Consider the following 18,549-nt stretch of genomic DNA (forward strand, 5'->3'; position numbering starts at 1 on the left):
CCTCAGGAGGGGTCGGGGACCGAGGCGAAGGCGTCGCGCCCGTCGCCCAGTCCGGTCCAGCGGCTCACGGGCCAGAAGATCGCGACCGCGCGGCCGGTGACGTCGTCCTCGTCGACGTAGGGCTCCTCGCCCTGCGAGTAGTGGTACGAGGAGTCCGCGGAGTCGAAGCGATTGTCGCCCATGACCCAGAGCTTGTCCGCCGGGACCGTGACGTCGAAGGAGGTCTGACAGGCGGGGGTCTCGGGGTTGATGTACGGCTCGTCGAGGGTCTTGCCGTTCACAGAGAGATCTCCGCCCTCGACGCACTTCACGTGATCACCCGGAAGGCCGATCAGGCGCTTGACCAGGTGGTTCTGCGAGGGATCGGGGGCCAGTCCCACCCAGCTGAGCACCGAGAGCAGGCGGTAGCGGGAGGACTGGTCCGTCCCTGTCTCGCTCTGCATCCAGTTCTGGGTGTCCTCGAAGACGACGACGTCGCCGCGATGGAGGTCGAAGACCCCGGGGCTCAGCTTCGAGACCAGGATCTTGTCGTTCTGGACCAGCGTCGGGTTCATCGAGTCCGAGGGGATGAAGAACGGCTGGATGAGGAAGGTCTTGACGAGCACGGCGATGATCAGCGCGACCAGCATGGTCACCGCGTAGTCGAGCCAGCTCCCGCGGTATCCGCGGCGCCTCGCGGCGCGTGCGCCCCCGCTCCGGCCGGGCTGGGGCTGCTGCCCCGCGCCGCCGGCGCTCGCGGCCTCCGACGACTGGTCGCGGACGGTCGCGTCCTCGGGATCGTGGTCCCCGGGGGTCGGCGCCTTCTCGTTCATCGCGCTGATCCTATCGGTCGAGTCGGCCCGCTCTTCCCAGGGGCCAGACAATGCGACTGGCCTCACCGATCACGCGATCGGTCGGGATCATGCCCCCGCCGGGCGATCCGAGCAGGAAGCGGGAATCCGTGGAGTCCGCCCGGTTGTCGCCGAGGACGAACATGCGCCCCTCGGGGACCTCGAGGTCGAAGCGGACCGTGGTGGTGTCGGTGCCGGGCGCGAGGTAGGGCTCCTCGAGCCTCTCGCCGTTCAGCACGAGGTGCCCGCCGTCGTCGCAGCAGCGGATGCTGTCGCCGCCCACGGCCACCACGCGCTTGACCCAGTAGCGCGAGATCGCGCCGTCCTTCGGGAAGTAGCCCGAGCCGTCGAAGACGACGAGCTCGCCGCGCTGCACCGCCGTACCTCCGGTGCGGTCGGCGAGGATCACGTCGCCCGAGCGCAGCGTCGGCTCCATCGATCCGCTGGGGACCCGAAACGGCGCGGCGACGAACTGGCGCACCCCGAACGCGACGACCAGCAGCAGGACGACGCACGCGGCGGCGGCCACCAGGAGTGGCCGCCGCCGCGTGGACGAGGTGCTGGGCACGCTCAGGAGTGCTCGCGCTTCTCCTTGATGCGGGCCTTCTTGCCCGTGAGGTTGCGCAGGTAGTACAGCTTCGCGCGGCGGACGTCACCGCGGGTGACGACCTCGATCTTGTCGATCGTGGGGGCGTGGACGGGGAACACGCGCTCCACGCCGACGCCGAAGGACACCTTGCGCACGCGGAAGGTCTCGCGGATGCCGTCGCCCTGACGGGCGATGACGTAGCCCTGGAAGACCTGCACGCGGGAGCGGTTGCCCTCGACGACCTTCACGTGGACCTTGATGTTGTCGCCGGCGCGGAAATCGGGGACGTCGTCCCGCAGCTGCGCCTGATCGATCGCATCGAGCTTCTGCATCGTTCTCTCCTGCCGTTCGCCCCAGGTCGGACGGGGTTCTCGAAGGGCCCTGAGCCCCTGCATGGTGAACCGTGGGTTCCGGTGCGGCGCCGCTCGCGAGGAGTCGCGCCGCTCCGTGGTGCTGGGCCTCTGGCCGCGTTTCCGACGCGACGGACCTGCCCGGCCGCTGCCTGCATCGCTCCCCTGGGGCAGAGCGGTGCGCGGCATGCACACAGCGGGTCATTCTGCCAGCAGCGCGAGCGCCCCGGCAATCCGGTCCGGCGCAGATCACGCCCGGGCGGGGGATGGACGCCAGGAGGGATCAGCCGCGGGCGTCCCAGAGGTCGGGGCGGCGCTGCCGCGTGCGCTCGGCGGAGCGCTCGGCGCGCCAGGCCGCGATCCGTCCGTGGTCCCCGGAGAGCAGGATCTCGGGGGCCTCGCGCACGGCGCCGGACGGGTCCGTCCAGCGCGCCGGCCGCGTGTACAGGGGGTATTCGAGCATCCCGTCGGAATGGGACTCCTCGACCAGCGACGCCGCGTTCCCGACGACGCCGGGGACCAGGCGCACGATCGCCTCGGTGAGGGCGAGCACGGCGACCTCTCCCCCGTTCAGCACGTAGTCGCCGAGGGAGACCAGGGCGACCTCGTGGCCCTCGTCGGCCAGGTGCTCGTAGACCCGCTCGTCGATGCCCTCGTAGCGCCCGCACGCGAAGACGATCCACTCGCGCGCGGACCACTCCTGGGCGAGGTCCTGCCGGAACACCCGCCCCGCGGGATTCGGGAAGACGATGAGCGGACGTGCGTCGGCCCCGAGCTCGGCGCGGCCCGCGGCGAGCACGGCGGCGAAGGCCTCGGCCCAGGGCTCGGGCTTCATGACCATGCCGGCGCCCCCGCCGAGCGGCGAGTCGTCGACCGTGCGATGGCGGTCGTGGGTCCAGGTCCGCAGGTCGTGACGGTGCACGGAGATCAGGCCGTCGCGCGCCGCCTTCCCGATGAGGGAGAGGTCGAGGGCCTGGAGGTACTCGGGGAAGATGGTGATCGCGTCGACGCGCACGGCTCAGGCCCCGGTCCCCGGGGCGTCCTCGTCCGTCGCCTCGAAGAGACCTCCGGGCGGGTCGGCGAGCACCGTGCCGGCCTCGATGTCGACCTCGGGCACGAGCTCCTCGACGAAGGGCAGCATGACGCGACGGCCGTCGGCGGCGCGCACGATGAGCAGGTCCTGGGCCGGGTAGTGCTCGAGATCGATGACGGTGCCCAGCTCGCGTCCGTCGACGTGGCGCACGGCGAGGCCCTTGAGCTCGGAGGGGTACCAGGCCTCCGGGTCCTCCTCGGCCTCGACCTCGGTGTCCACGGCGAGGGTCAGCTCGACCCCTCGCAGGGACTCGGCGTCGGTGCGGCTCGAGACCTCGGAGAAGCGCGCGTACCAGCGTCCCTGCTGGATGCGGGTCGCGGCGACCGTGAGGTCCCGCTCGCCGGTCTCCGTCGCGGCGGTGAAGACGGTGCCGGCGGCGAGGCGCTCCTCGGGCTGGTCGGTGCGCAGGATCAGCGCGACCTCGCCCTTGAGCCCGTGGGCCTTGCCGATGGTCGCGACGGTGACGTCCAGTGCGTTCATGGGATCGCTTTCTGCCGGAGGGGATGGGGCCGACGGGCCCTGACGCGACGGAGGCGGCACCGGTGACCGGTGCCGCCTCCGTGTGCGGTGCGAGATGAGCTCTGCTCAGCGCCGGTCGACATCGACGATGTCCACCCGCACGTCGTCCTCGGAGATCGCTCCGGTGACGGTGCGCAGGGCGCGGGCGGTGCGGCCCGAGCGGCCGATCACGCGCCCCAGGTCCTCGGGGCTGACGCGCACCTCGAGGAGCGGGCCGCGCCGGGTGTCCTTCTCGGTGACGCGGACGTCGTCGGGGTTGTCGACGATGCCGCGGACCAGGTGGTCGAGAGCCTCAGCGCGTGCGCTCATCTCAGGCCTCGTCGGGCTTCGCGTCGTCGGCGGCGGCGGCCTCGGCGGTGGTCTCGCCCTCGGCGGGGGCCTCCTCGGAGCCGGGCTCGACGTCCTGGCCCTCGGGCTGCTCGGCCGCGTCCGCGTCCTTGGCCTTCTTCGCGTCCTCGCGGGACGCGGCGGCGGCCTTGTCGGCCTCGGCGATGAGGTCCTCGGCGGACTGCTTGGACTCGGCGCCCTTGAGGGAGCCGGCGGCGTCGCCCTCACCGGTGAACTTCTGCCAGTCGCCGGTGACCTTGAGGATCGCGGCGACCTGCTCGGTGGGCTGCGCACCCACGCCGAGCCAGTACTGCGCGCGCTCGGACTGGACCTCGATGAACGAGGGCTGCTCGGTGGGGTGGTACTTGCCGATCTCCTCGATCACGGCGCCGTCGCGCTTCTTGCGCGAGTCGGCCACGACGATGCGGTAGAACGGTGCACGGATCTTGCCCATGCGCTTGAGACGGATCTTGACGGCCACGAGTGTGGACTCTCCTTCGGCGATGTTCGGGTGAGCCGCGCCGCAGCCTGTGGGGTCATGCGGGCGCTGACGCGTCTCGGGGTGACGCGCGAAGACGGGTAGAGGGCCGGTCGGCGCGCATACAGGGGTCGATTATGCCAGGCCCGACGGGCGGTCGCCAGGCGAGGGCGTGTGCCCCGAGGCACACGGCCCCTCCCCCGCCTCAGGCGCCGGCGATCGCGCCCACGAGCTGATTGCCGCCGAGCGCGATGAACACGACCGCGACGATCCCGAGGATCGCGTTGAGCACCCAGCCGTTGCGCCAGCGCTCGGGCATGTGCCGGGAGTTCATGAGCACCAGCAGCGTGATCGCGAGGAAGGGCATGAACAGCGACCCCAGCACGCCGTAGGCGACGATCACCTGCACGGGCTTGCCGAGCAGCAGCAGGAGCATCGGCGGGAACGTCAGCCAGAGGATGAAGAAGCGGTAGTAGGTGCCGCCGATGCGCCGCTTCGGGTGGTCCTCGGGGAGCTTGCGGGCGCTGCCCCAGAAGTCGGCGAACATGATGGAGACGCCGTTCCACACGCCCAGCACGGAGGAGAACGACGATGCCCAGAAGCCGATGAGGAAGACCCAGCTCATGGCGGTGCCGTAGCGGGAGGCGAGGACGTCCGCGAGATCCAGCAGACCGCGGTCCTCCTCGCCGATCGCGATGCCGCTGGAGTACAGCAGCTCGGCGCCGACGATGAGCATCGCGACCACGAAGATGCCGGAGATGACGTAGGCCATCGCGTTGTCGATCCGCATCACGCGCATCCAGCGCGGCGTGGACCAGCCCTTCTCGGTGAGCCAGTAGCCGTAGGCGGCGAGCGTGATGGTGCCGCCCACGCCGCCCGCGATGCTCAGGGTGTACCAGAGTCCGCCCTCGGGGATCCGCGGGATCAGCCCTCCTAGGATGTCCGGGATGTTCGGCAGGGTGATGACGGCCGCGCCGACGACGGTCACGAACATGATGCCGACCAGCACCGCGACGACCTTCTCGAGGGCGTGGTAGCGGCCGAACCACACGAGCCCCGCGCCGACCAGACCCGAGAAGACCGCGTAGACGGCCAGAGGCATGTGGGCGAACAGACCGATGTCGCCGATCACGGGCAGCTGCGGGACGAGCGCGGCGATCGGCAGCGCGGAGGCGCTCATGGCGGTCGCACCGTACACGAAGCCCCAGACCATGATGTAGGGCCCGAAGTACCAGGAGGTCCAGCGGCCCACGCGCCGCCAGCCCTCGAAGATCGAGTGCCCGGTGGCGAGCGTCCAGCGGCCCGCGCCTTCGACGAGGAAGATCTTGATGACGACGCCGGCGACCGCGGCCCACAGCAGGGCGTAGCCGTAGCGGGACCCGGCGACGAGGGTCGCCACGAGGTCGCCCGCGCCGATGCCGGTCGCGGCCACGACGAGGCCGGGTCCGATGATCCGCCAGCGGGCGGGGCCGGAGGCCTCCTCGACCGCGTCGACGGCGGTGGGCGCCTCCGACGTCGAGGGGGCGTCGGTGCGATCTCTGGGGTGCGGGGAGGGGTGCGCTGCGTCCTCGGAGTGCATGCGCCGACGCTACAGGGCCGAGGCCGCCGTCCGCGCACCGCGGCGCGCCGTCCGCCCGACGCCCGTCAGATCTCCGCGGGCCCGCCCTGCTCGGAGCGCGCCGCGAGCTCGACGACCTTCATCATCCCGGCGTGCAGCGCCTGCACATCGTCCTCGTCCATCCCCAGGCGCTCGCGCATGATGCCGGGGACGGCCTGCGCGCGCTCGCGCAGGGCCCGGCCGGTGTCGGTGAGCACGATCGCGAGCGAGCGCTCGTCCTCCGAGGCCCGGGTCCGCTCGAGATAGCCGGTGGACTCGAGCCTCTTCACCAGGGGCGACAGGGTCCCGGGGTCCAGAGCCAGCCGGGAGCTGAGCTCCTTCAGGGAGAGCGGGGACTCCTGCCACAGGGCGAGCATGACCAGGTACTGCGGATGCGTCAGATGCAGGGGTTCGAGCACGGGCCGGTAGGCCGCGACGATCCCGCGGGACGCGCGCGTGATGGCGAAGCACACCTGGCTCTCGAGCGCGAGGGGGTCGACCTCCTGCCGCGCGGCATCGCTCGTCGCGCCCGCGTCTGCCCGAGTCCCGCTCACGTCGAGGATTCCTCCCGCTGGTCCGTCTGCCTGCTCTCGCTGTCCGTCCGCCTGCTCTCGCGCCACTGCCGATGCAGGTCGCGTCGGCGCAGGTACTCGCGCTTGCGCCGGGCGCGGGGGTCGATGGCCGAGTCGAGCGTGGCCGGCCCCTTGATGTGCAGCAGGATATAGCTCGTCCGGAACCCGGTGCGATACAGCCAGGAGAAGGAGTCGGTGCCGCGTGGCCTGTCCATGTGCCCTCCGTCGACGTCGGTGCCTTGCGCACCAATGTTTGGTGCACAAATCCATTGTGCGACGCGGAGCGCCTTTCGGCCACCCCTGGGCCGAGAGGGCGATGGGCATCACGGCGGCCGCCGCCCGTCGGACGGCGGCGCGGCGCTCAGATCCCGCGCAGCCGCTCGACGATGCCGCGCAGGAAGTCGTCGACGTCGGCGCTGCGGTACCCCTCGCGCAGGCGGCGGACGGCGGTGGGCCGTCCGCCGAGGAGCAGCTGCAGGGCGGCGTCCGCGCGGGAGTGCTCGTCGCCCTCGGCCGTGAGCGCCGCGAAGGCCTGGTCCAGGAGCTGGTCGATGCCGTCCATGTCGTAGCGGTCCCCGCGGCGCGCCGGGGCGAAGCGCGATTCCTGCAGCTCGGCCGCGATCGCACCCGTCGCGGTGCCCTCGGCGATTCGGCTCGCCCCCTGTGCCCGCCCCAGCACGGCGGCGGCGGCGGGAGCCGCCCGGGAGTCCAGGAAGTCGTCGACCGCGTCCATCGCGTAGCGGACGCCGGACATGCGCGGGGTGAAGCGCACGTCGGAGATCCCGCCGAGCAGCTCGAGGTCGCGCCGGCGCCCGGAGGCCCCGACCTCCCGGGCGAGGCGGTCGAGGTACTGGTCGACCTCCTCGCAGTCGTAGCCGGATCCGAAGCCCTTGACCGTCACGAACCGTGCGCCGGTGAGCAGCGCGACGACGTCGGCGTCGGAGGGGGCGGCGGGGTCGGGAGCGGTGGGGTCGGAGGCGGAGCCGAAGGGGTCGACGGTCATGGTGGTTCTCCCGGAGCGGAGTGGGATGGGATGAAGGGGATGGAGGGAACGACCGCCGCCGTGAGCGGATGCCGCCGTCAGCGGATGACCGCGCCGCCGAGCACGATGTGCGCGGGATCCCGCAGCGCGCGATGGTCGCGGCGGGGATCCTCGCACGCGACGAGGAGATCGGCGGGGGCGCCGTCCTCGAGGCCGGGGGCGCCGAGGAACGCGCGAGGCCCCCAGGAGGCCGCCTGGAGGATCGCGAGCGGATCGAGCCCGCAGGCGGCGAGCTCGTCGAGCTCGTCGTGGATGATGCCGTGGCCCAGCACTCCCCCGGCGTCCGTGCCGGTGAGCAGCTGGACGCCGGCGTCGTGGGCGTCGCGCGTGCGCTCGAACCGCCGTGCGCGCAGGCGCCGCATGTGCGCCGCGTAGTCGGGGAACTTCCGCTCCCCCTGGCTCGCGTACGTCTCGAACTCGTCGACGTTCACGAGCGTGGTCACCACGGGCACGCCCGCCTCGGCGGCGCGGGCGATGGTGTCGCCCGTGAGACCGGTCGCGTGCTCGAGGCAGTCGAAGCCCGCGTCGAGGACCAGCGGCAGGGTCTCCTCGTCGAAGGTGTGCGTCGTGATGCGGGCGCCGTGGGCGTGCGCGGCCTCGGCCGCGGCGCGGAAGTCGTCGGCCGACCAGGTCGGGGTGAGGTCCCCGACCTGCCGGTCGATCCAGTCGCCGACGAGCTTCACCCAGCCGTCGCCGCGCTCGGCCTCGGCGGCGACGGTGGCGGGCAGGTCCTCCGGGTCGACCTCGTGGGCGTAGCCGATGAGGTAGCGACGGGTGCGGGCGACGTGCCGTCCCGCGCGGACGATGCGGGGCAGATCGGCCTCGCGCTGCAGGGGCGCGGTGTCGGTGATGGAGCCGGCGTCGCGGATGAGGAGCACGCCGGTGTCGCGGTCGATGCGCGCCTGGGCGCGGGCGCCCTCGAGTCCCGTCGCGGTGCCCTCGTCGCTGATGCCCACGTGGCAGTGGAGGTCCGCGAGACCGGGCAGCACGAAGCCGTCGATCCGCTCGATCCCGGTCCCGGCGGGGAGGTCCGGCTTCTCGTGGTGGATGCGCCCGCCCGCCACCCAGGCCTCGGCGAGCTCCTCCTCGGGCCCGAGCAGGATCGGCCCGGTCAGGTGCAGGACGGGCGAGGCCGTCGCCTCGGCGCGGTCGTAGGCGGGGCCGTCGGCGGCGGGGCGTCGGCCCTCGGCGAAGGACTCGCGGGCGGCGCGGACGGAGGGGGCATCGGTGCGCATGCCCCGAGGCTATCGAGCAGCGGGCCGCCCCGAGGGCGAGGGCTGTCGTTCGAGACCCCGGAGTGCTTCACTGGATGTGCCGTGCGTCACTCACCATCGTCGAAGGAGCACCCATGAGCCCGCACCCGACCTCCCGCTTCCTGCTGGGGACGGCGGAGTCCCCCGAGCTGGTGCTGCTCCGCCGCGTCTCCGCCGCGCCCGAGGCTGTGCGCGAGGCCCTCGCCGACCCCGAGCGGCGCGGACGCTGGCTGGGCGCCCTCGACGGGGATCCGGCCGCGGCCGGGGACGCCTTCGAGCTGAGACTGGGCGACGAGGCCTCGGACGCAGCCGTCGGCCGGCTCCTGCTGCTGGACCCTGAGCACCTGGCGACCACGTGGTCCTGGCAGGGCGAGCGCGAGAGCGTCCTGCACGTGCGCGTGCGCCCCGGGCCGGACGGTGCGGGCAGCGAGATCGGGGTGCGCCACTCCCTCGCCGAGCCCGATCACGTCGAGGGCTACGGCGGCGGCTGGGAGCAGGTGCTCCAGGCCCTCGCCCGGGAGCTCGGCTGCGAGGCGGCCGACGCGGAGGACGATGCGGCGATCGAGACCGCCGCCGCCGAGCGCTGGCACCTGATGACGCAGCGCCCCGTCGAGATCGAGCGCGTGCTGCCGGCCTCCCCCGAGCGGGTCTGGGAGGCGCTGACCACGCGCGAGGGGCTCGCGTCCTGGTGGTGGCGCCACTGGGACGACGTCGAGGTCGAGCTCGACCGCGAGCGCGGCGCGGCCCGGATCACCGCCCCGAGGATCGCCACGACCCTCGACCTCGAACGCCTCGTGGTCGAGCGCCCCGCCCGCCTCGCGGCGACCTGGGTGTGGTCCGAGGCGAGCGGCACCGCGGCCGACGAGGCGATCGACCTGCGCCTGGAGGAGGGGACGTCCCCGGGGAACACCCGTCTGCGCGTGCGCCACACGGGCCCCTGGGCCGAGGACTCCCTGCAGGAGAACTACCGGCAGGGCTGGGAGTCCACCCTGGGCCAGCTCGCCGAGGTGCTCGGCGGCTGAGGACCCGCGAGGATCGCGCCGCGGCTCAGCGGCCGCGGCCGAAGAGCTTCTGCATCTCCGCGGGCAGCTGCGAGGGATCGATGTCCGAGAGGTCCGAGGACCCGCCGCCCGCGCCGGGGCCGAAGGCCGAGCCGGAGTCCGCGGGCTCCTCGGCGGCGCGGCGCGCGGCCTCGGCCTCCTCGCGGGCCGCCTTCGCCGGGTTCTTCGACTTCGACTTCTTGCCCTTCTTCGCCGGGGCCTGCATGCGGCCACGGGACTTCTTGCCGCCGCCCATGCCGGGCATCCCGGGCATGCCCGGCATGCCTCCGCCGCCGCCGCGGCCCATCGAGCGCATGGCCTGCTGGGCGTTCTTGAAGTTCTCGAGCAGCTGGTTGACCTGCTGCACGGTCGAGCCGGAGCCCTTGGCGATGCGGGAGCGGCGCGAGCCGTTGATGAGCTTGGGGTCGGCGCGCTCGGAAGGGGTCATCGAGTGGATGATCGCCTCGATGCGGCCCAGCTGGCTGTCGTCGAAGCTGTCGAGCTGGTCGCGGAACTGCCCCATGTTCGGCATCATGCCGAGCATCTTCTTGAGGCTGCCCATCTTCTTGACCTGCTGCATGAGGCCCAGGAAGTCGTCGAGGGTGAGGTCCTGGCCGCTCTGGAGCTTCTTCGCGGTCTTCTCGGCCTCGGCCTGGTCGAAGGTGCGCTCGGCCTGCTCGATGAGGGTGAGCACGTCGCCCATGTCGAGGATCCGCCCGGCCATGCGGTCGGGATGGAAGCGCTCGAAGTCGCCCAGCTGCTCGCCGGTGGAGGCGAAGAGGATGGGGCGCTGGGTGACGCCCGTGATCGAGAGGGCCGCGCCGCCGCGGGCGTCGCCGTCGAGCTTGGACAGGACGACGCCGGTGAAGCCGACGCCGTCGCGGAAGGCCTCGGCGACGCGCGCGGCGTCCTGGCCGATCATCGCGTCGACCACGAAGAGGGTGTCGTCGGGGTGCACGGCGTCGCGGATGTCGCGCGCCTGCTGCATCATCTCCTCGTCGACGCCGAGCCGGCCGGCGGTGTCGACGATGACGACGTCGTGCTGCTGGAACTGCGCGGTGGAGACGCCGTTGAGGGCGACCTGCACCGGGTCGCCCACGCCGTTGCCCGGCTCGGGGGCGAACACCGGCACGCCCGCGCGCTCGCCGACGATCTGCAGCTGGTTGACGGCGTTGGGGCGCTGGAGGTCGGCCGCGACCAGCATCGGCGTGTGCCCCTGGTCCTTCGTCCACTTCGCGAGCTTGCCCGCGAGGGTGGTCTTGCCGGCGCCCTGGAGGCCCGCGAGCATGATGACCGTGGGCGGGTTCTTCGCCCAGGTGAGCTCGCCGGTGGCGCCGCCGAGGACGTCCACCAGCTCGTCGTTGACGATCTTCACGACCTGCTGGGCGGGGTTGAGGGCCTTCGAGACCTCCTCGCCCAGGGCGCGCTCGCGCACGCGCCCGGTGAAGTCCCGGACGACGGGGACGGCGACGTCGGCGTCGAGCAGCGCGCGGCGGATCTCGCGGATCGTCTTGTCGACGTCCGCCTCGCTCAGACGGCCATGGCCTCGCAGCCCCTTGAGGGACGCGGTGATGCGGTCGGAGAGGTTGTTGAACACGAAAGCGGCTTCCCCTTGCTCGGACGGACCGCCCCAGTGTAGTCAGCCGTCCGGGGCGGACCCTGGCCGGGAGGCCCCGGCGCGGCCCACCTCACCCTCGGGTCGCCCTCGGACCCCTCGCGCGCATCGCACGCGCGCCGGTCAGCCGGTCAGGTCGCGGCCGCGTCCATGAGCGCGGCGATGACCCGGCCCACCATCGGCGCCTCGAGCGGACGCCCGCGCGCATCGGTGAGGTAGAGGACGTCGACGGCGCGCTGGCCGAGGGTCATCACATGGGCGCTGCGCACGTGGAGGCGGAGGAGGGTGATCATCTCGGCGACGTCCGCGAGCAGGCTCGGGCGGTTGCGGGCGTTGACCTGCACGACGGTCGCCTCGCTCGAGGCCCCGGGCAGCAGGGTCACCACCGGGGCGTCCTCGGCGGTGCGCGGCGGGGCGCCGGGATCGACGTCCAGGACGCGCGCCGCGGGATCCTCCCGGCGCCGCAGCTCCCTCTCGAGGGCCGAGCGCAGCGCGGTCGGGTGCGGCTGGTCCGACGGCCTGCCCGTCACCCACCAGGTGTTCACGGCGACGCCGTCGAGGGTGAGCACGACCGCGCTGCGCACGTCCATCCGGTGGCGGGCGAGGACCCGCGCCTGGGCGGCGAAGACCCCGGGCCCGTCGGACGCGCCCAGGCACACCTGGGTGATGGGCTCCTCGTCGGTCGGGGCGGGATAGAGGACCTGGGCTGAGCCCGTGCGCACGACGGCCTCGCGCACGGCCTCCTGGACGGCGCGCTGCGGCGCGAGCAGGTCGCGCGGGGCGCGGGGCGTGCCGGTGAGGGCGTCGCGGGCCTGCGCGGTGAGGTGGTCGACGAGCTGGGAGCGCCACGAGGACCACGCGGCGGGGCCGGCCGCGCGGGCGTCGGCCTCGGTGAGGGCGCGCAGCAGCTCGAGAGTCGTCAGGTCACGGCCGACGGCCTGGAGCAGGGCCTCGAGCGTGCTCGCGTCCGAGAGGTCGCGCCCGGTCGCGAGCTCGACCAGGGTGAGGTGCTCGCGCACGAGCAGCTCGACGAGGTCGGCGTCCCTCGCGTCGAAGCCGAGGCGCAGCGCGGCGGCGCGGGCGAGCGGCGCCCCCTCGGCGGCGTGGTCCCGGCTGCCGGCCCGCTTGCCGAGGTCGTGCAGGAGGGCGGCGACCAGCAGGATGTCCGGCCGGTCGACGGTGCCCAGCATCGCCTGGGACTCGCGGACGGTCTCGATCTGGTGGCGGTCCACGGTGAAGCGGTGCACCGGCGAGCGCTGGGGGCGGTTGCGCACCCCGTCCCAGCCGGCGACCCAGCGGCCGAAGGCCCCGTGGACGTCGAGGGCCTCGTAGGCGGCGCCGATGCGCTCCCCGGCGAGCGCGTCCACGAGCACGTCGCGCTGCACGGAGCTCAGGGAGGCGCGCGCGGACCCGGCGGCGAGACGGGTGAGGGTCGCATCGGAGAGCGGCATGCCGGTGGTCGCGGCGAGCCGCACCGCGGCCAGGTCGCGCAGGGGGTCGGTGACGCGCGGGTCGATCGAGATCTCGTCGGCCTGGACGATGACGCCGTGCGGGTGCCGGGTGAGGGCCGGGCGGCGGTCGGCGCCCAGTCCGCGGGTGCCGCGCCCGCCGGGGGCCGCGGCGGCGCGCGCCGCGCGCACGGTGCGGTGCAGCTGCCAGGCGACCGCACGGGAGGCGTCGGCGAGGGCGGCGAGATGGTCGTCGGCGGTGTCGTGGCCGGTGAGGGCGGCGACCGCGTCCTGCTCCGCGCGCGCGAGCCGCGTGGTGCTGCGCCCGGTGACGGTCTGCAGGGCGTCGCGGGCGTCGAGCAGCACGCCCGAGGCCTCCTCGAGGACGCGGTGGTCGTGGTCGGCGAGCCAGGACTCGGCGAAGGCGCGGATCACCACGGCATCGCGCAGGCCGCCGCGGTCGGACTTGAGGTTGGGCTCGGTGGAGTGGGCGAGCTGGCCGTAGCGGCCCTCCCGGTCCTCGGCGATGCGGATCATGTCCTCGGTGAAGCGGCGGGCGTCGCGGCGCCACTGCGCCCTCACCCGCGCCGCCGACTCGTCGACGAGCGCGGCGTCGCCGACGACGGGCCGCAGGTCGAGCAGGGAGATCGCCGCGCGCAGGTCCTCGCGCGCCACTTCGGCGCACTCGGCGGGGCTGCGCACGGCATGGTCGAGGGAGGTCCCCGAGTCCCAGATCGGGTACCACAGGCCAGCGGCCAGCCGGGAGGCCTCCTCCTCGTCGACCTGCTCGCGGTCCACGAGCAGGATCAGGTCCAGGTCGCTCATGGGCCCCAGGTCGAGGCGGCCCAGGGAGCCGATCGCGGCGAGGGCGGCGCCGGACGCCGGCGGGCCGGCCGCCTCCCAGAGCTCGCCGAGCCACTCGTCCACCAGGACGGCATGCTCGCGGCGCCGGGAGGGGCCGGCCTGCGGGTCCGCGAAGCCCGCGTGCAGGACGTGGGTGAGACGCCTGCCGGGCAGCGGCTCAGATGGCATCCGCGCCCCGCTCCCCCGTGCGCACGCGCACCACGTCGACGACGTCGGTCACCCAGACCTTGCCGTCGCCGATGCGACCGCTGCGTGCGGTGCGCACGATGAGGTCCACGGCCTCGGCGACGCTCTCGTCGGGCAGGACGATCTCGATGCGGGACTTCGGGATCTGGTCGATGCTGTACTCTGCGCCGCGATAGACCTCGGTGTGGCCCCCCTGTCGGCCGTAGCCCGCGACCTGGGTGACGGTCATCCCGGCGATCCCGTACTCGCGGAGGGCGTCGGCGACGTCGCTGAGCGCGTGCGGCTGGACGATGGCGGTGACGAGCTTCATCGGGGCTCTCCTGTGGTGGCGGGCTGGGCGGGACGGGACTCGCGGTCGTCCTCCGGGGACGAGCTGTCGGTGGGCGGATCCTGCGCAGCGGCATGCGCGGACATGGTCTCACCGTACGGGGCGGAGCCCGCTGAACCGGTGGAGGCACCCGTGCTCTGCGGGGAACCCGCGGCCCGACGGGAGCCGAAGCCCCCCATGAGGTCCCATCCCGTCTCGGCGTGGTGGGTGACATCGATCCCGGTGAGTTCGTCCTCCTCGCTGACCCTCCAGCCCATCAGGGCCTTCAGCAACAGCGCGATGATCGTCGTCACCACGGCGGAGAAGATCACGGCCGCAACAGCGATCACGATCTGGACCAGCAGCTGGCGCACCCCACCTCCGTAGAGGAGGCCGCTGTCGGTGGCGAGGAACCCGATGAGTACGGTGCCCACGAGACCGCCGACGAGGTGCACGCCGACGACGTCGAGCGAGTCGTCGAAGCCGAGACGGTACTTGAGCCCGACCGCCAGCGCACAGACGATGCCGGCGATCGCGCCGAGCACGATCGAGCCGATCGGGCTCACCGAGCCGGCGGCCGGCGTGATCGCCACCAGACCCGCGACCACGCCCGAGGCGGCTCCCAGGCTGGTGACGTTCTTGTCCCGGATCTTCTCGGTGATCATCCAGCCGAGCATCGCGGCGGCAGTCGCGACCGTGGTGTTGACCCATGCGAGTCCGGCCGTGGAGTCGGCGGTGCCGGCCGAGCCCGCATTGAAGCCGAACCAGCCGAACCACAGCAGCGCAGCTCCCAGCATCACCAGCGGCAGGCTGTGAGGCTTCATCGGATCCTTGCGCCATCCCAGCCGCTTGCCGACGATCAGGGCGAGCACCAGGCCGGCTGTGCCCGCGTTGATGTGCACGACCGTGCCGCCTGCGAAGTCGATCGGCTCCGCGATCGCCGCGAACGGTCCGTCGGCCGAGAGCAGGCCGCCACCCCAGACCATGTGCGCCATCGGCGCATAGCACAGGACGATCCAGATCGCGCTGAAGGCGATCCACGTACCGAATCTCACGCGATCCGCGATCGCACCGGAGATCAGGGCCACCGTGATGATCGCGAAGGTCATCTGGAAGCCCGCGGCTACGAGGAAGGGGACGCCCGATTCGGCCAGGAGGGACTGGCCGTCTTCGCCGTGAAGGCCGAGGAACTGGAACGGATTGCCGAAGAGTCCGGCGATGTCGTCGCCGAAAGCGATCGAGTAGCCGACGAGCGTCCAGACGATCGCGCCGACCCCGAGGGCGGCGAAGGACATCAGCATCATGTTGAGCACGGTGCGGGCGCGCACCATGCCGCCGTAGAAGAACGCGAGGGCGGGCGTCATGAGCAGCACGAGGGACGCGCTGACCAGGAGCCACGCTGTGGCTCCCGTATCGAGGGTGAAGGCCATGTCGGTGTCCTGGCTCGGAGGGCCCGGGCCGAGGGCCCGGCGCGACCCGGGTGGATCGTCCCCACATCGTGCGGCGCAGAGTTGATCGTCCGCTCCTCCAGGCCCTGCCGTGATCCTTTTGTGATCTCGGGTCCGGGGCGTGGACGCCCACGGAGCGCGCCGACCGCGGCCGGCTCAGGCCTCCAGGAGGGCGTCGACGAAGCCGTGCGGGTCGAAGGGGGCGAGGTCATCCATGCCCTCCCCGAGCCCGACCATCTTCACCGGGACGCCGAGCGCGCGCTGCACGTTGACGACGATGCCGCCCTTGGCGGTGCCGTCGAGCTTGGTGAGCACGATGCCGGTCACGTCGACGACCTCGGAGAAGACCTTCGCCTGCTGCATGCCGTTCTGCCCGGTGGTCGCGTCCAGCACGAGCAGCACCTCGGCGACGCCGTCGCCGTGCAGGGCCTTCTCGGCGACCCGGCGCACCTTGCCGAGCTCGTCCATGAGGCCCTTCTTGTTCTGCAGGCGGCCGGCGGTGTCGATGATGACGACGTCGGCCTGCTGCGCGATGCCCTGGGCGACGGCGTCGAAGGCGACCGAGGCGGGGTCGGCCCCGTCGCGGTCCGAGCGCACGGTGTCCACGCCCACGCGGGATCCCCAGGTGGCGAGCTGGTCGGCGGCCGCGGCGCGGAAGGTGTCGGCCGCACCGAGGACGACGCTGCGGTCCTCGGCGACGAGCACGCGGGCGAGCTTGCCGACGGTCGTGGTCTTGCCGGTGCCGTTGACGCCCACCATGAGGGCGACGGAGGGCACCTCGGTGCCGTCGGGCGCCTCGCGGCGGGTCGCGGCGAGACGGCGGTCCAGGCTCGGGTCGACGAGGGCGAGCAGCTCGGCGCGCAGGGCCTCGCGGATCTGCGCGGGGTCGTCGGTGCTGATGACCTGGATCCGGCGACGCAGGTTCTCCATGAGCTCGTCGGTCGCGTCGGGGCCGAGATCGGCCAGCAGCAGCGTCTCCTCGATCTCGTCCCAGGTGCTCTCGTCGATCGTGCCGCTCGTGAGCAGGCCCAGCAGGCCGCGGCCGAGCGAGCCGGAGCGCGAGAGCCGGTCGCGCAGGCGCTCCATGCGGCTGCCGGCGGGCTCGGGGGTCTCGAGCGGCGGCGCGGTCTCGGCGCTCTGGGCGTCCGCGGGCGCCTGGGCGTCGGACTCCGGCAGCTCGGCGGGCGCCTCGGCGGTCCCGGAGGCCTGAGCGAGCTCCGTGGGCTCCGTGGACTCCGTGGACTCCGTGGTCTCCGCGGCCTCGGGGCCATCGGCCGGGGCCGACGGCGAGGCGCTGGTCGAGGCGGAGTCGGGCGTCGTGGTGCGTCCCGGCTCCGTGCCGGGGATGACGGGGTTCGAGGGGTGGGCGGCGCGCGCGGAGGCGCTGCCGGCCGTGGGCGTCGCGGGAGCGGACGGCGAGGCGGGCTTGGAGAGCGTGTCGCCCCAGGTCGGGGCCGCGGGCCGGTCGGTGCGGGGCTTCTGCGCGGTGGCGGTGGAGCCGCCGGTGCGATCGGCGCGACCGGCGCCCTGGGAGTCCTGGCGGCCCTCGGCGTCCTGATCCCCGCCCTGGCCGCGGCGACGCCGGCTGCGCACCCATGCCCAGGCTCCGGCGCCGATGACGACGATGCCGCCGCCGGTGCCGGCGAGGGCGGCGAGGATGTCATTGGGGTCCACAGGTCACCTCCGGGTCGAACGGCGCCGGGCGGCGCAGGCCTCGCCCAGTGTAGGCGGGACGGAGGGAGGTGCGGACCGCGCGTTCAGGCGTCGCGGCGGGTGCGCGAGGAACCGCGCAGCACGGTGCCGTCCTCGGCGCGCTCGACGGCGCGCGAGCTCAGCGCGGTCAGCACGAGGACGAGCGCCCCAACGAGGACGGCGAAGAGGAGGAAGACGATCATGACGATGCCCATGGGTTCATTCTCAGCGGGAGGGGCCTCCGCTTCCATCATCCGAGAGGACGACCGCGTGTCGCCTTGCTCACAGGCGAACGGCGACGGCCCCGCTCCCCCGAGCCACGAGGGCGCGGGAGCGGGGCCGTCGGCCGCAGTGCTGCGCGGAGCGGGCTCAGCCGAGCGAGGGGAACCAGATCCCGATCTCGCGGGTCGCGGACTCGACGGAGTCGGAGCCGTGCACGAGGTTCTGGATCACCGGGGCGTCCCACTCGCGGGCGAGGTCGCCGCGGATCGAGCCGGGCGCCGCCTCGGTGGGGTTGGTGGCGCCGGCGAGCGAGCGGAAGCCGGCGATGACGCCCTCGCCCTCGGCGACGACGGCGACGAGCGGGCCGGAGCCCATGTACTGGACGAGCGGGCCGTAGAAGGGCTTGCCCTCGTGCTCGGCGTAGTGGGCGGCGAGGGTGTCGGCGTCGGCCACGCGCTGGTCGAGGGCGACGATGCCGTACCCCTTGGCCTCGAGGCGGCGGAGGATCTCGCCGCGCAGGCCGCGCTCGACGGCGTCGGGCTTGAGCAGGATCAGAGTGCGTTCGGTCATGGAGGGCACTGTATCGGTCGTGCCCGCACGGCGTCTCACCGCCGTCGGCCAGCCCTCGACCGGCCCTCGACCAGCCCTCGACCGAGGGATCAGGTCCCCGGGGTGTCCGCCTGCTCGGGATGGGCGGCCCAGTAGCGGGCGTCGACCGCGTCCTTCTCCCGGTCCAGCGCGTGTCCCTTGAGGACCCCGTATACGAAGAGCACGGCGAACAGGGCGCCCACGATCCACATGGCGCTCACCCACAGCCCCAGCAGCAGGATCGGGATCTGCAGCAGGGCGCCGAGCACGTACGGCCAGGCGCGCTTCTTCAGCATGCCCGCGCAGGCGAGCAGGAGCACGGCGCTGATCAGGGAGATCGTCCACACGGGGACACGGTCATCGGGGTTCAGCTGGTGGGAGACGAGCGCCGCGAAGAAGACGATGAGCGCCTCGACGGTGAGCGTGGTGGAGCTGAACATGCGCTGCGCCCCGTGCGGGCGCTGGGACGGGGTGAGGTGCAGGGCCATG

At 73.0% G+C, this 18,549-nt stretch carries 21 protein-coding genes; 1 reads left to right on the forward strand and 20 read right to left on the reverse strand.

Annotated features, from left to right (window positions below; genetic code table 11):
* Positions 1-2: 2 nt before the first annotated feature.
* From lepB (I8D64_RS14995) to I8D64_RS15045, 12 genes are all read right to left on the reverse strand, one after another.
* Positions 3-812 carry a signal peptidase I gene (lepB, locus tag I8D64_RS14995; protein ID WP_200503601.1) on the reverse strand — a complete coding sequence of 270 codons (810 nt, stop codon included), beginning with the start codon at positions 810-812 and terminating at the stop codon, positions 3-5.
* A 10-nt stretch (positions 813-822) separates the two neighbouring features.
* Positions 823-1,398 (reverse strand): signal peptidase I, encoded by a 576-nt coding sequence (gene lepB, locus I8D64_RS15000; protein WP_343068600.1) that lies wholly within the window; start codon positions 1,396-1,398, stop codon positions 823-825.
* 2 nt (positions 1,399-1,400) lie between these two features.
* Positions 1,401-1,751, reverse strand: coding sequence for a 50S ribosomal protein L19 (gene rplS, locus I8D64_RS15005; RefSeq protein ID WP_200503602.1), 351 nt, complete (start codon positions 1,749-1,751; stop codon positions 1,401-1,403).
* Between the two features lie 301 nt (positions 1,752-2,052).
* Positions 2,053-2,784 carry a tRNA (guanosine(37)-N1)-methyltransferase TrmD gene (trmD, locus tag I8D64_RS15010; RefSeq protein WP_200503603.1) on the reverse strand — a complete coding sequence of 244 codons (732 nt, stop codon included), beginning with the start codon at positions 2,782-2,784 and terminating at the stop codon, positions 2,053-2,055.
* A 3-nt stretch (positions 2,785-2,787) separates the two neighbouring features.
* A complete protein-coding gene (rimM, locus tag I8D64_RS15015) occupies positions 2,788-3,342 on the reverse strand; it encodes a ribosome maturation factor RimM (RefSeq protein WP_200503604.1) in 555 nt (184 codons plus the stop codon).
* A gap of 105 nt (positions 3,343-3,447) precedes the next feature.
* A complete protein-coding gene (locus tag I8D64_RS15020; protein ID WP_200503605.1) occupies positions 3,448-3,690 on the reverse strand; it encodes an RNA-binding protein in 243 nt (80 codons plus the stop codon).
* A gap of 1 nt (position 3,691) precedes the next feature.
* Positions 3,692-4,189, reverse strand: a complete 498-nt coding sequence (rpsP, locus tag I8D64_RS15025; RefSeq protein ID WP_200503606.1) for a 30S ribosomal protein S16 — start codon at positions 4,187-4,189, stop codon at positions 3,692-3,694.
* A gap of 202 nt (positions 4,190-4,391) precedes the next feature.
* Positions 4,392-5,765, reverse strand: a complete 1,374-nt coding sequence (locus tag I8D64_RS15030; RefSeq protein ID WP_200503607.1) for an Nramp family divalent metal transporter — start codon at positions 5,763-5,765, stop codon at positions 4,392-4,394.
* A 65-nt stretch (positions 5,766-5,830) separates the two neighbouring features.
* Positions 5,831-6,337 (reverse strand): MarR family winged helix-turn-helix transcriptional regulator, encoded by a 507-nt coding sequence (locus I8D64_RS17495; protein WP_343068601.1) that lies wholly within the window; start codon positions 6,335-6,337, stop codon positions 5,831-5,833.
* On the reverse strand, positions 6,334-6,570 hold the full coding sequence (locus I8D64_RS17500; protein WP_246483086.1) for a hypothetical protein: 237 nt from the start codon (positions 6,568-6,570) through the stop codon (positions 6,334-6,336). Before I8D64_RS17500 ends, I8D64_RS17495 begins: the two co-directional genes overlap by 4 nt.
* Positions 6,571-6,716: 146 nt before the next feature.
* On the reverse strand, positions 6,717-7,358 hold the full coding sequence (locus tag I8D64_RS15040; RefSeq protein ID WP_200503609.1) for a DivIVA domain-containing protein: 642 nt from the start codon (positions 7,356-7,358) through the stop codon (positions 6,717-6,719).
* A 77-nt stretch (positions 7,359-7,435) separates the two neighbouring features.
* Positions 7,436-8,632, reverse strand: coding sequence for an amidohydrolase family protein (locus I8D64_RS15045; protein WP_200503610.1), 1,197 nt, complete (start codon positions 8,630-8,632; stop codon positions 7,436-7,438).
* Between the two features lie 113 nt (positions 8,633-8,745).
* On the opposite strand from I8D64_RS15045, the gene I8D64_RS15050 reads away from it, so the two are divergent.
* Entirely contained in the window at positions 8,746-9,672 is a 927-nt protein-coding gene (locus I8D64_RS15050) for an SRPBCC family protein (RefSeq protein ID WP_200503611.1), read from the forward strand.
* Between the two features lie 25 nt (positions 9,673-9,697).
* On the opposite strand, the gene ffh is transcribed toward I8D64_RS15050, so the two are convergent.
* The 8 genes from ffh to I8D64_RS15090 form a co-directional block, all read right to left on the reverse strand.
* Positions 9,698-11,287: a signal recognition particle protein gene (ffh, locus tag I8D64_RS15055; RefSeq protein WP_200503612.1), complete on the reverse strand. Its 1,590-nt coding sequence runs from the start codon at positions 11,285-11,287 to the stop codon at positions 9,698-9,700.
* A 149-nt stretch (positions 11,288-11,436) separates the two neighbouring features.
* Positions 11,437-13,785, reverse strand: a complete 2,349-nt coding sequence (locus tag I8D64_RS15060) for a [protein-PII] uridylyltransferase family protein (protein WP_200503613.1) — start codon at positions 13,783-13,785, stop codon at positions 11,437-11,439.
* Complete coding sequence (locus tag I8D64_RS15065; RefSeq protein ID WP_200503614.1) at positions 13,775-14,113, reverse strand: P-II family nitrogen regulator; 339 nt, start codon at positions 14,111-14,113, stop codon at positions 13,775-13,777. The genes I8D64_RS15060 and I8D64_RS15065 overlap by 11 nt, the downstream gene beginning before the upstream one ends.
* Positions 14,110-15,540: an ammonium transporter gene (locus I8D64_RS15070; protein ID WP_200503615.1), complete on the reverse strand. Its 1,431-nt coding sequence runs from the start codon at positions 15,538-15,540 to the stop codon at positions 14,110-14,112. The genes I8D64_RS15065 and I8D64_RS15070 overlap by 4 nt, the downstream gene beginning before the upstream one ends.
* A 174-nt stretch (positions 15,541-15,714) precedes the next feature.
* Positions 15,715-17,232 carry a signal recognition particle-docking protein FtsY gene (gene ftsY, locus I8D64_RS17875; RefSeq protein WP_200503616.1) on the reverse strand — a complete coding sequence of 506 codons (1,518 nt, stop codon included), beginning with the start codon at positions 17,230-17,232 and terminating at the stop codon, positions 15,715-15,717.
* A gap of 83 nt (positions 17,233-17,315) precedes the next feature.
* Positions 17,316-17,465 (reverse strand): hypothetical protein, encoded by a 150-nt coding sequence (locus tag I8D64_RS15080; protein WP_193636296.1) that lies wholly within the window; start codon positions 17,463-17,465, stop codon positions 17,316-17,318.
* Positions 17,466-17,619: 154 nt separating this feature from the next.
* The gene (ndk, locus tag I8D64_RS15085; protein ID WP_200503617.1) at positions 17,620-18,042 is read right to left on the reverse strand and encodes a nucleoside-diphosphate kinase; all 423 of its coding nucleotides are present in this window, start codon (positions 18,040-18,042) and stop codon (positions 17,620-17,622) included.
* An 89-nt stretch (positions 18,043-18,131) separates the two neighbouring features.
* Positions 18,132-18,548 (reverse strand): DUF4233 domain-containing protein, encoded by a 417-nt coding sequence (locus I8D64_RS15090; protein WP_200503618.1) that lies wholly within the window; start codon positions 18,546-18,548, stop codon positions 18,132-18,134.
* Between the last annotated feature and the right edge of the window lies 1 nt (position 18,549).

The organism is Brachybacterium halotolerans, from assembly GCF_016623465.1.
Taxonomy (GTDB): domain Bacteria; phylum Actinomycetota; class Actinomycetes; order Actinomycetales; family Dermabacteraceae; genus Brachybacterium; species Brachybacterium halotolerans.

What these genes read in the sequence shown, in the direction of transcription:
- lepB (WP_200503601.1), bottom strand. Translation starts at nt 812, where the DNA reads ATGAACGAGAAGGCGCCGACCCCCGGGGACCACGATCCCGAGGACGCG.
- rplS (WP_200503602.1), bottom strand. Translation starts at nt 1,751, where the DNA reads ATGCAGAAGCTCGATGCGATCGATCAGGCGCAGCTGCGGGACGACGTC.
- rimM (WP_200503604.1), bottom strand. Translation starts at nt 3,342, where the DNA reads ATGAACGCACTGGACGTCACCGTCGCGACCATCGGCAAGGCCCACGGG.
- I8D64_RS15020 (WP_200503605.1), bottom strand. Translation starts at nt 3,690, where the DNA reads ATGAGCGCACGCGCTGAGGCTCTCGACCACCTGGTCCGCGGCATCGTC.
- I8D64_RS15030 (WP_200503607.1), bottom strand. Translation starts at nt 5,765, where the DNA reads ATGCACTCCGAGGACGCAGCGCACCCCTCCCCGCACCCCAGAGATCGC.
- I8D64_RS17500 (WP_246483086.1), bottom strand. Translation starts at nt 6,570, where the DNA reads ATGGACAGGCCACGCGGCACCGACTCCTTCTCCTGGCTGTATCGCACC.
- I8D64_RS15040 (WP_200503609.1), bottom strand. Translation starts at nt 7,358, where the DNA reads ATGACCGTCGACCCCTTCGGCTCCGCCTCCGACCCCACCGCTCCCGAC.
- I8D64_RS15045 (WP_200503610.1), bottom strand. Translation starts at nt 8,632, where the DNA reads ATGCGCACCGATGCCCCCTCCGTCCGCGCCGCCCGCGAGTCCTTCGCC.
- I8D64_RS15050 (WP_200503611.1), top strand. Translation starts at nt 8,746, where the DNA reads ATGAGCCCGCACCCGACCTCCCGCTTCCTGCTGGGGACGGCGGAGTCC.
- I8D64_RS15060 (WP_200503613.1), bottom strand. Translation starts at nt 13,785, where the DNA reads ATGCCATCTGAGCCGCTGCCCGGCAGGCGTCTCACCCACGTCCTGCAC.
- I8D64_RS15065 (WP_200503614.1), bottom strand. Translation starts at nt 14,113, where the DNA reads ATGAAGCTCGTCACCGCCATCGTCCAGCCGCACGCGCTCAGCGACGTC.
- I8D64_RS15070 (WP_200503615.1), bottom strand. Translation starts at nt 15,540, where the DNA reads ATGGCCTTCACCCTCGATACGGGAGCCACAGCGTGGCTCCTGGTCAGC.
- I8D64_RS15080 (WP_193636296.1), bottom strand. Translation starts at nt 17,465, where the DNA reads ATGGGCATCGTCATGATCGTCTTCCTCCTCTTCGCCGTCCTCGTTGGG.
- ndk (WP_200503617.1), bottom strand. Translation starts at nt 18,042, where the DNA reads ATGACCGAACGCACTCTGATCCTGCTCAAGCCCGACGCCGTCGAGCGC.
- I8D64_RS15090 (WP_200503618.1), bottom strand. Translation starts at nt 18,548, where the DNA reads ATGGCCCTGCACCTCACCCCGTCCCAGCGCCCGCACGGGGCGCAGCGC.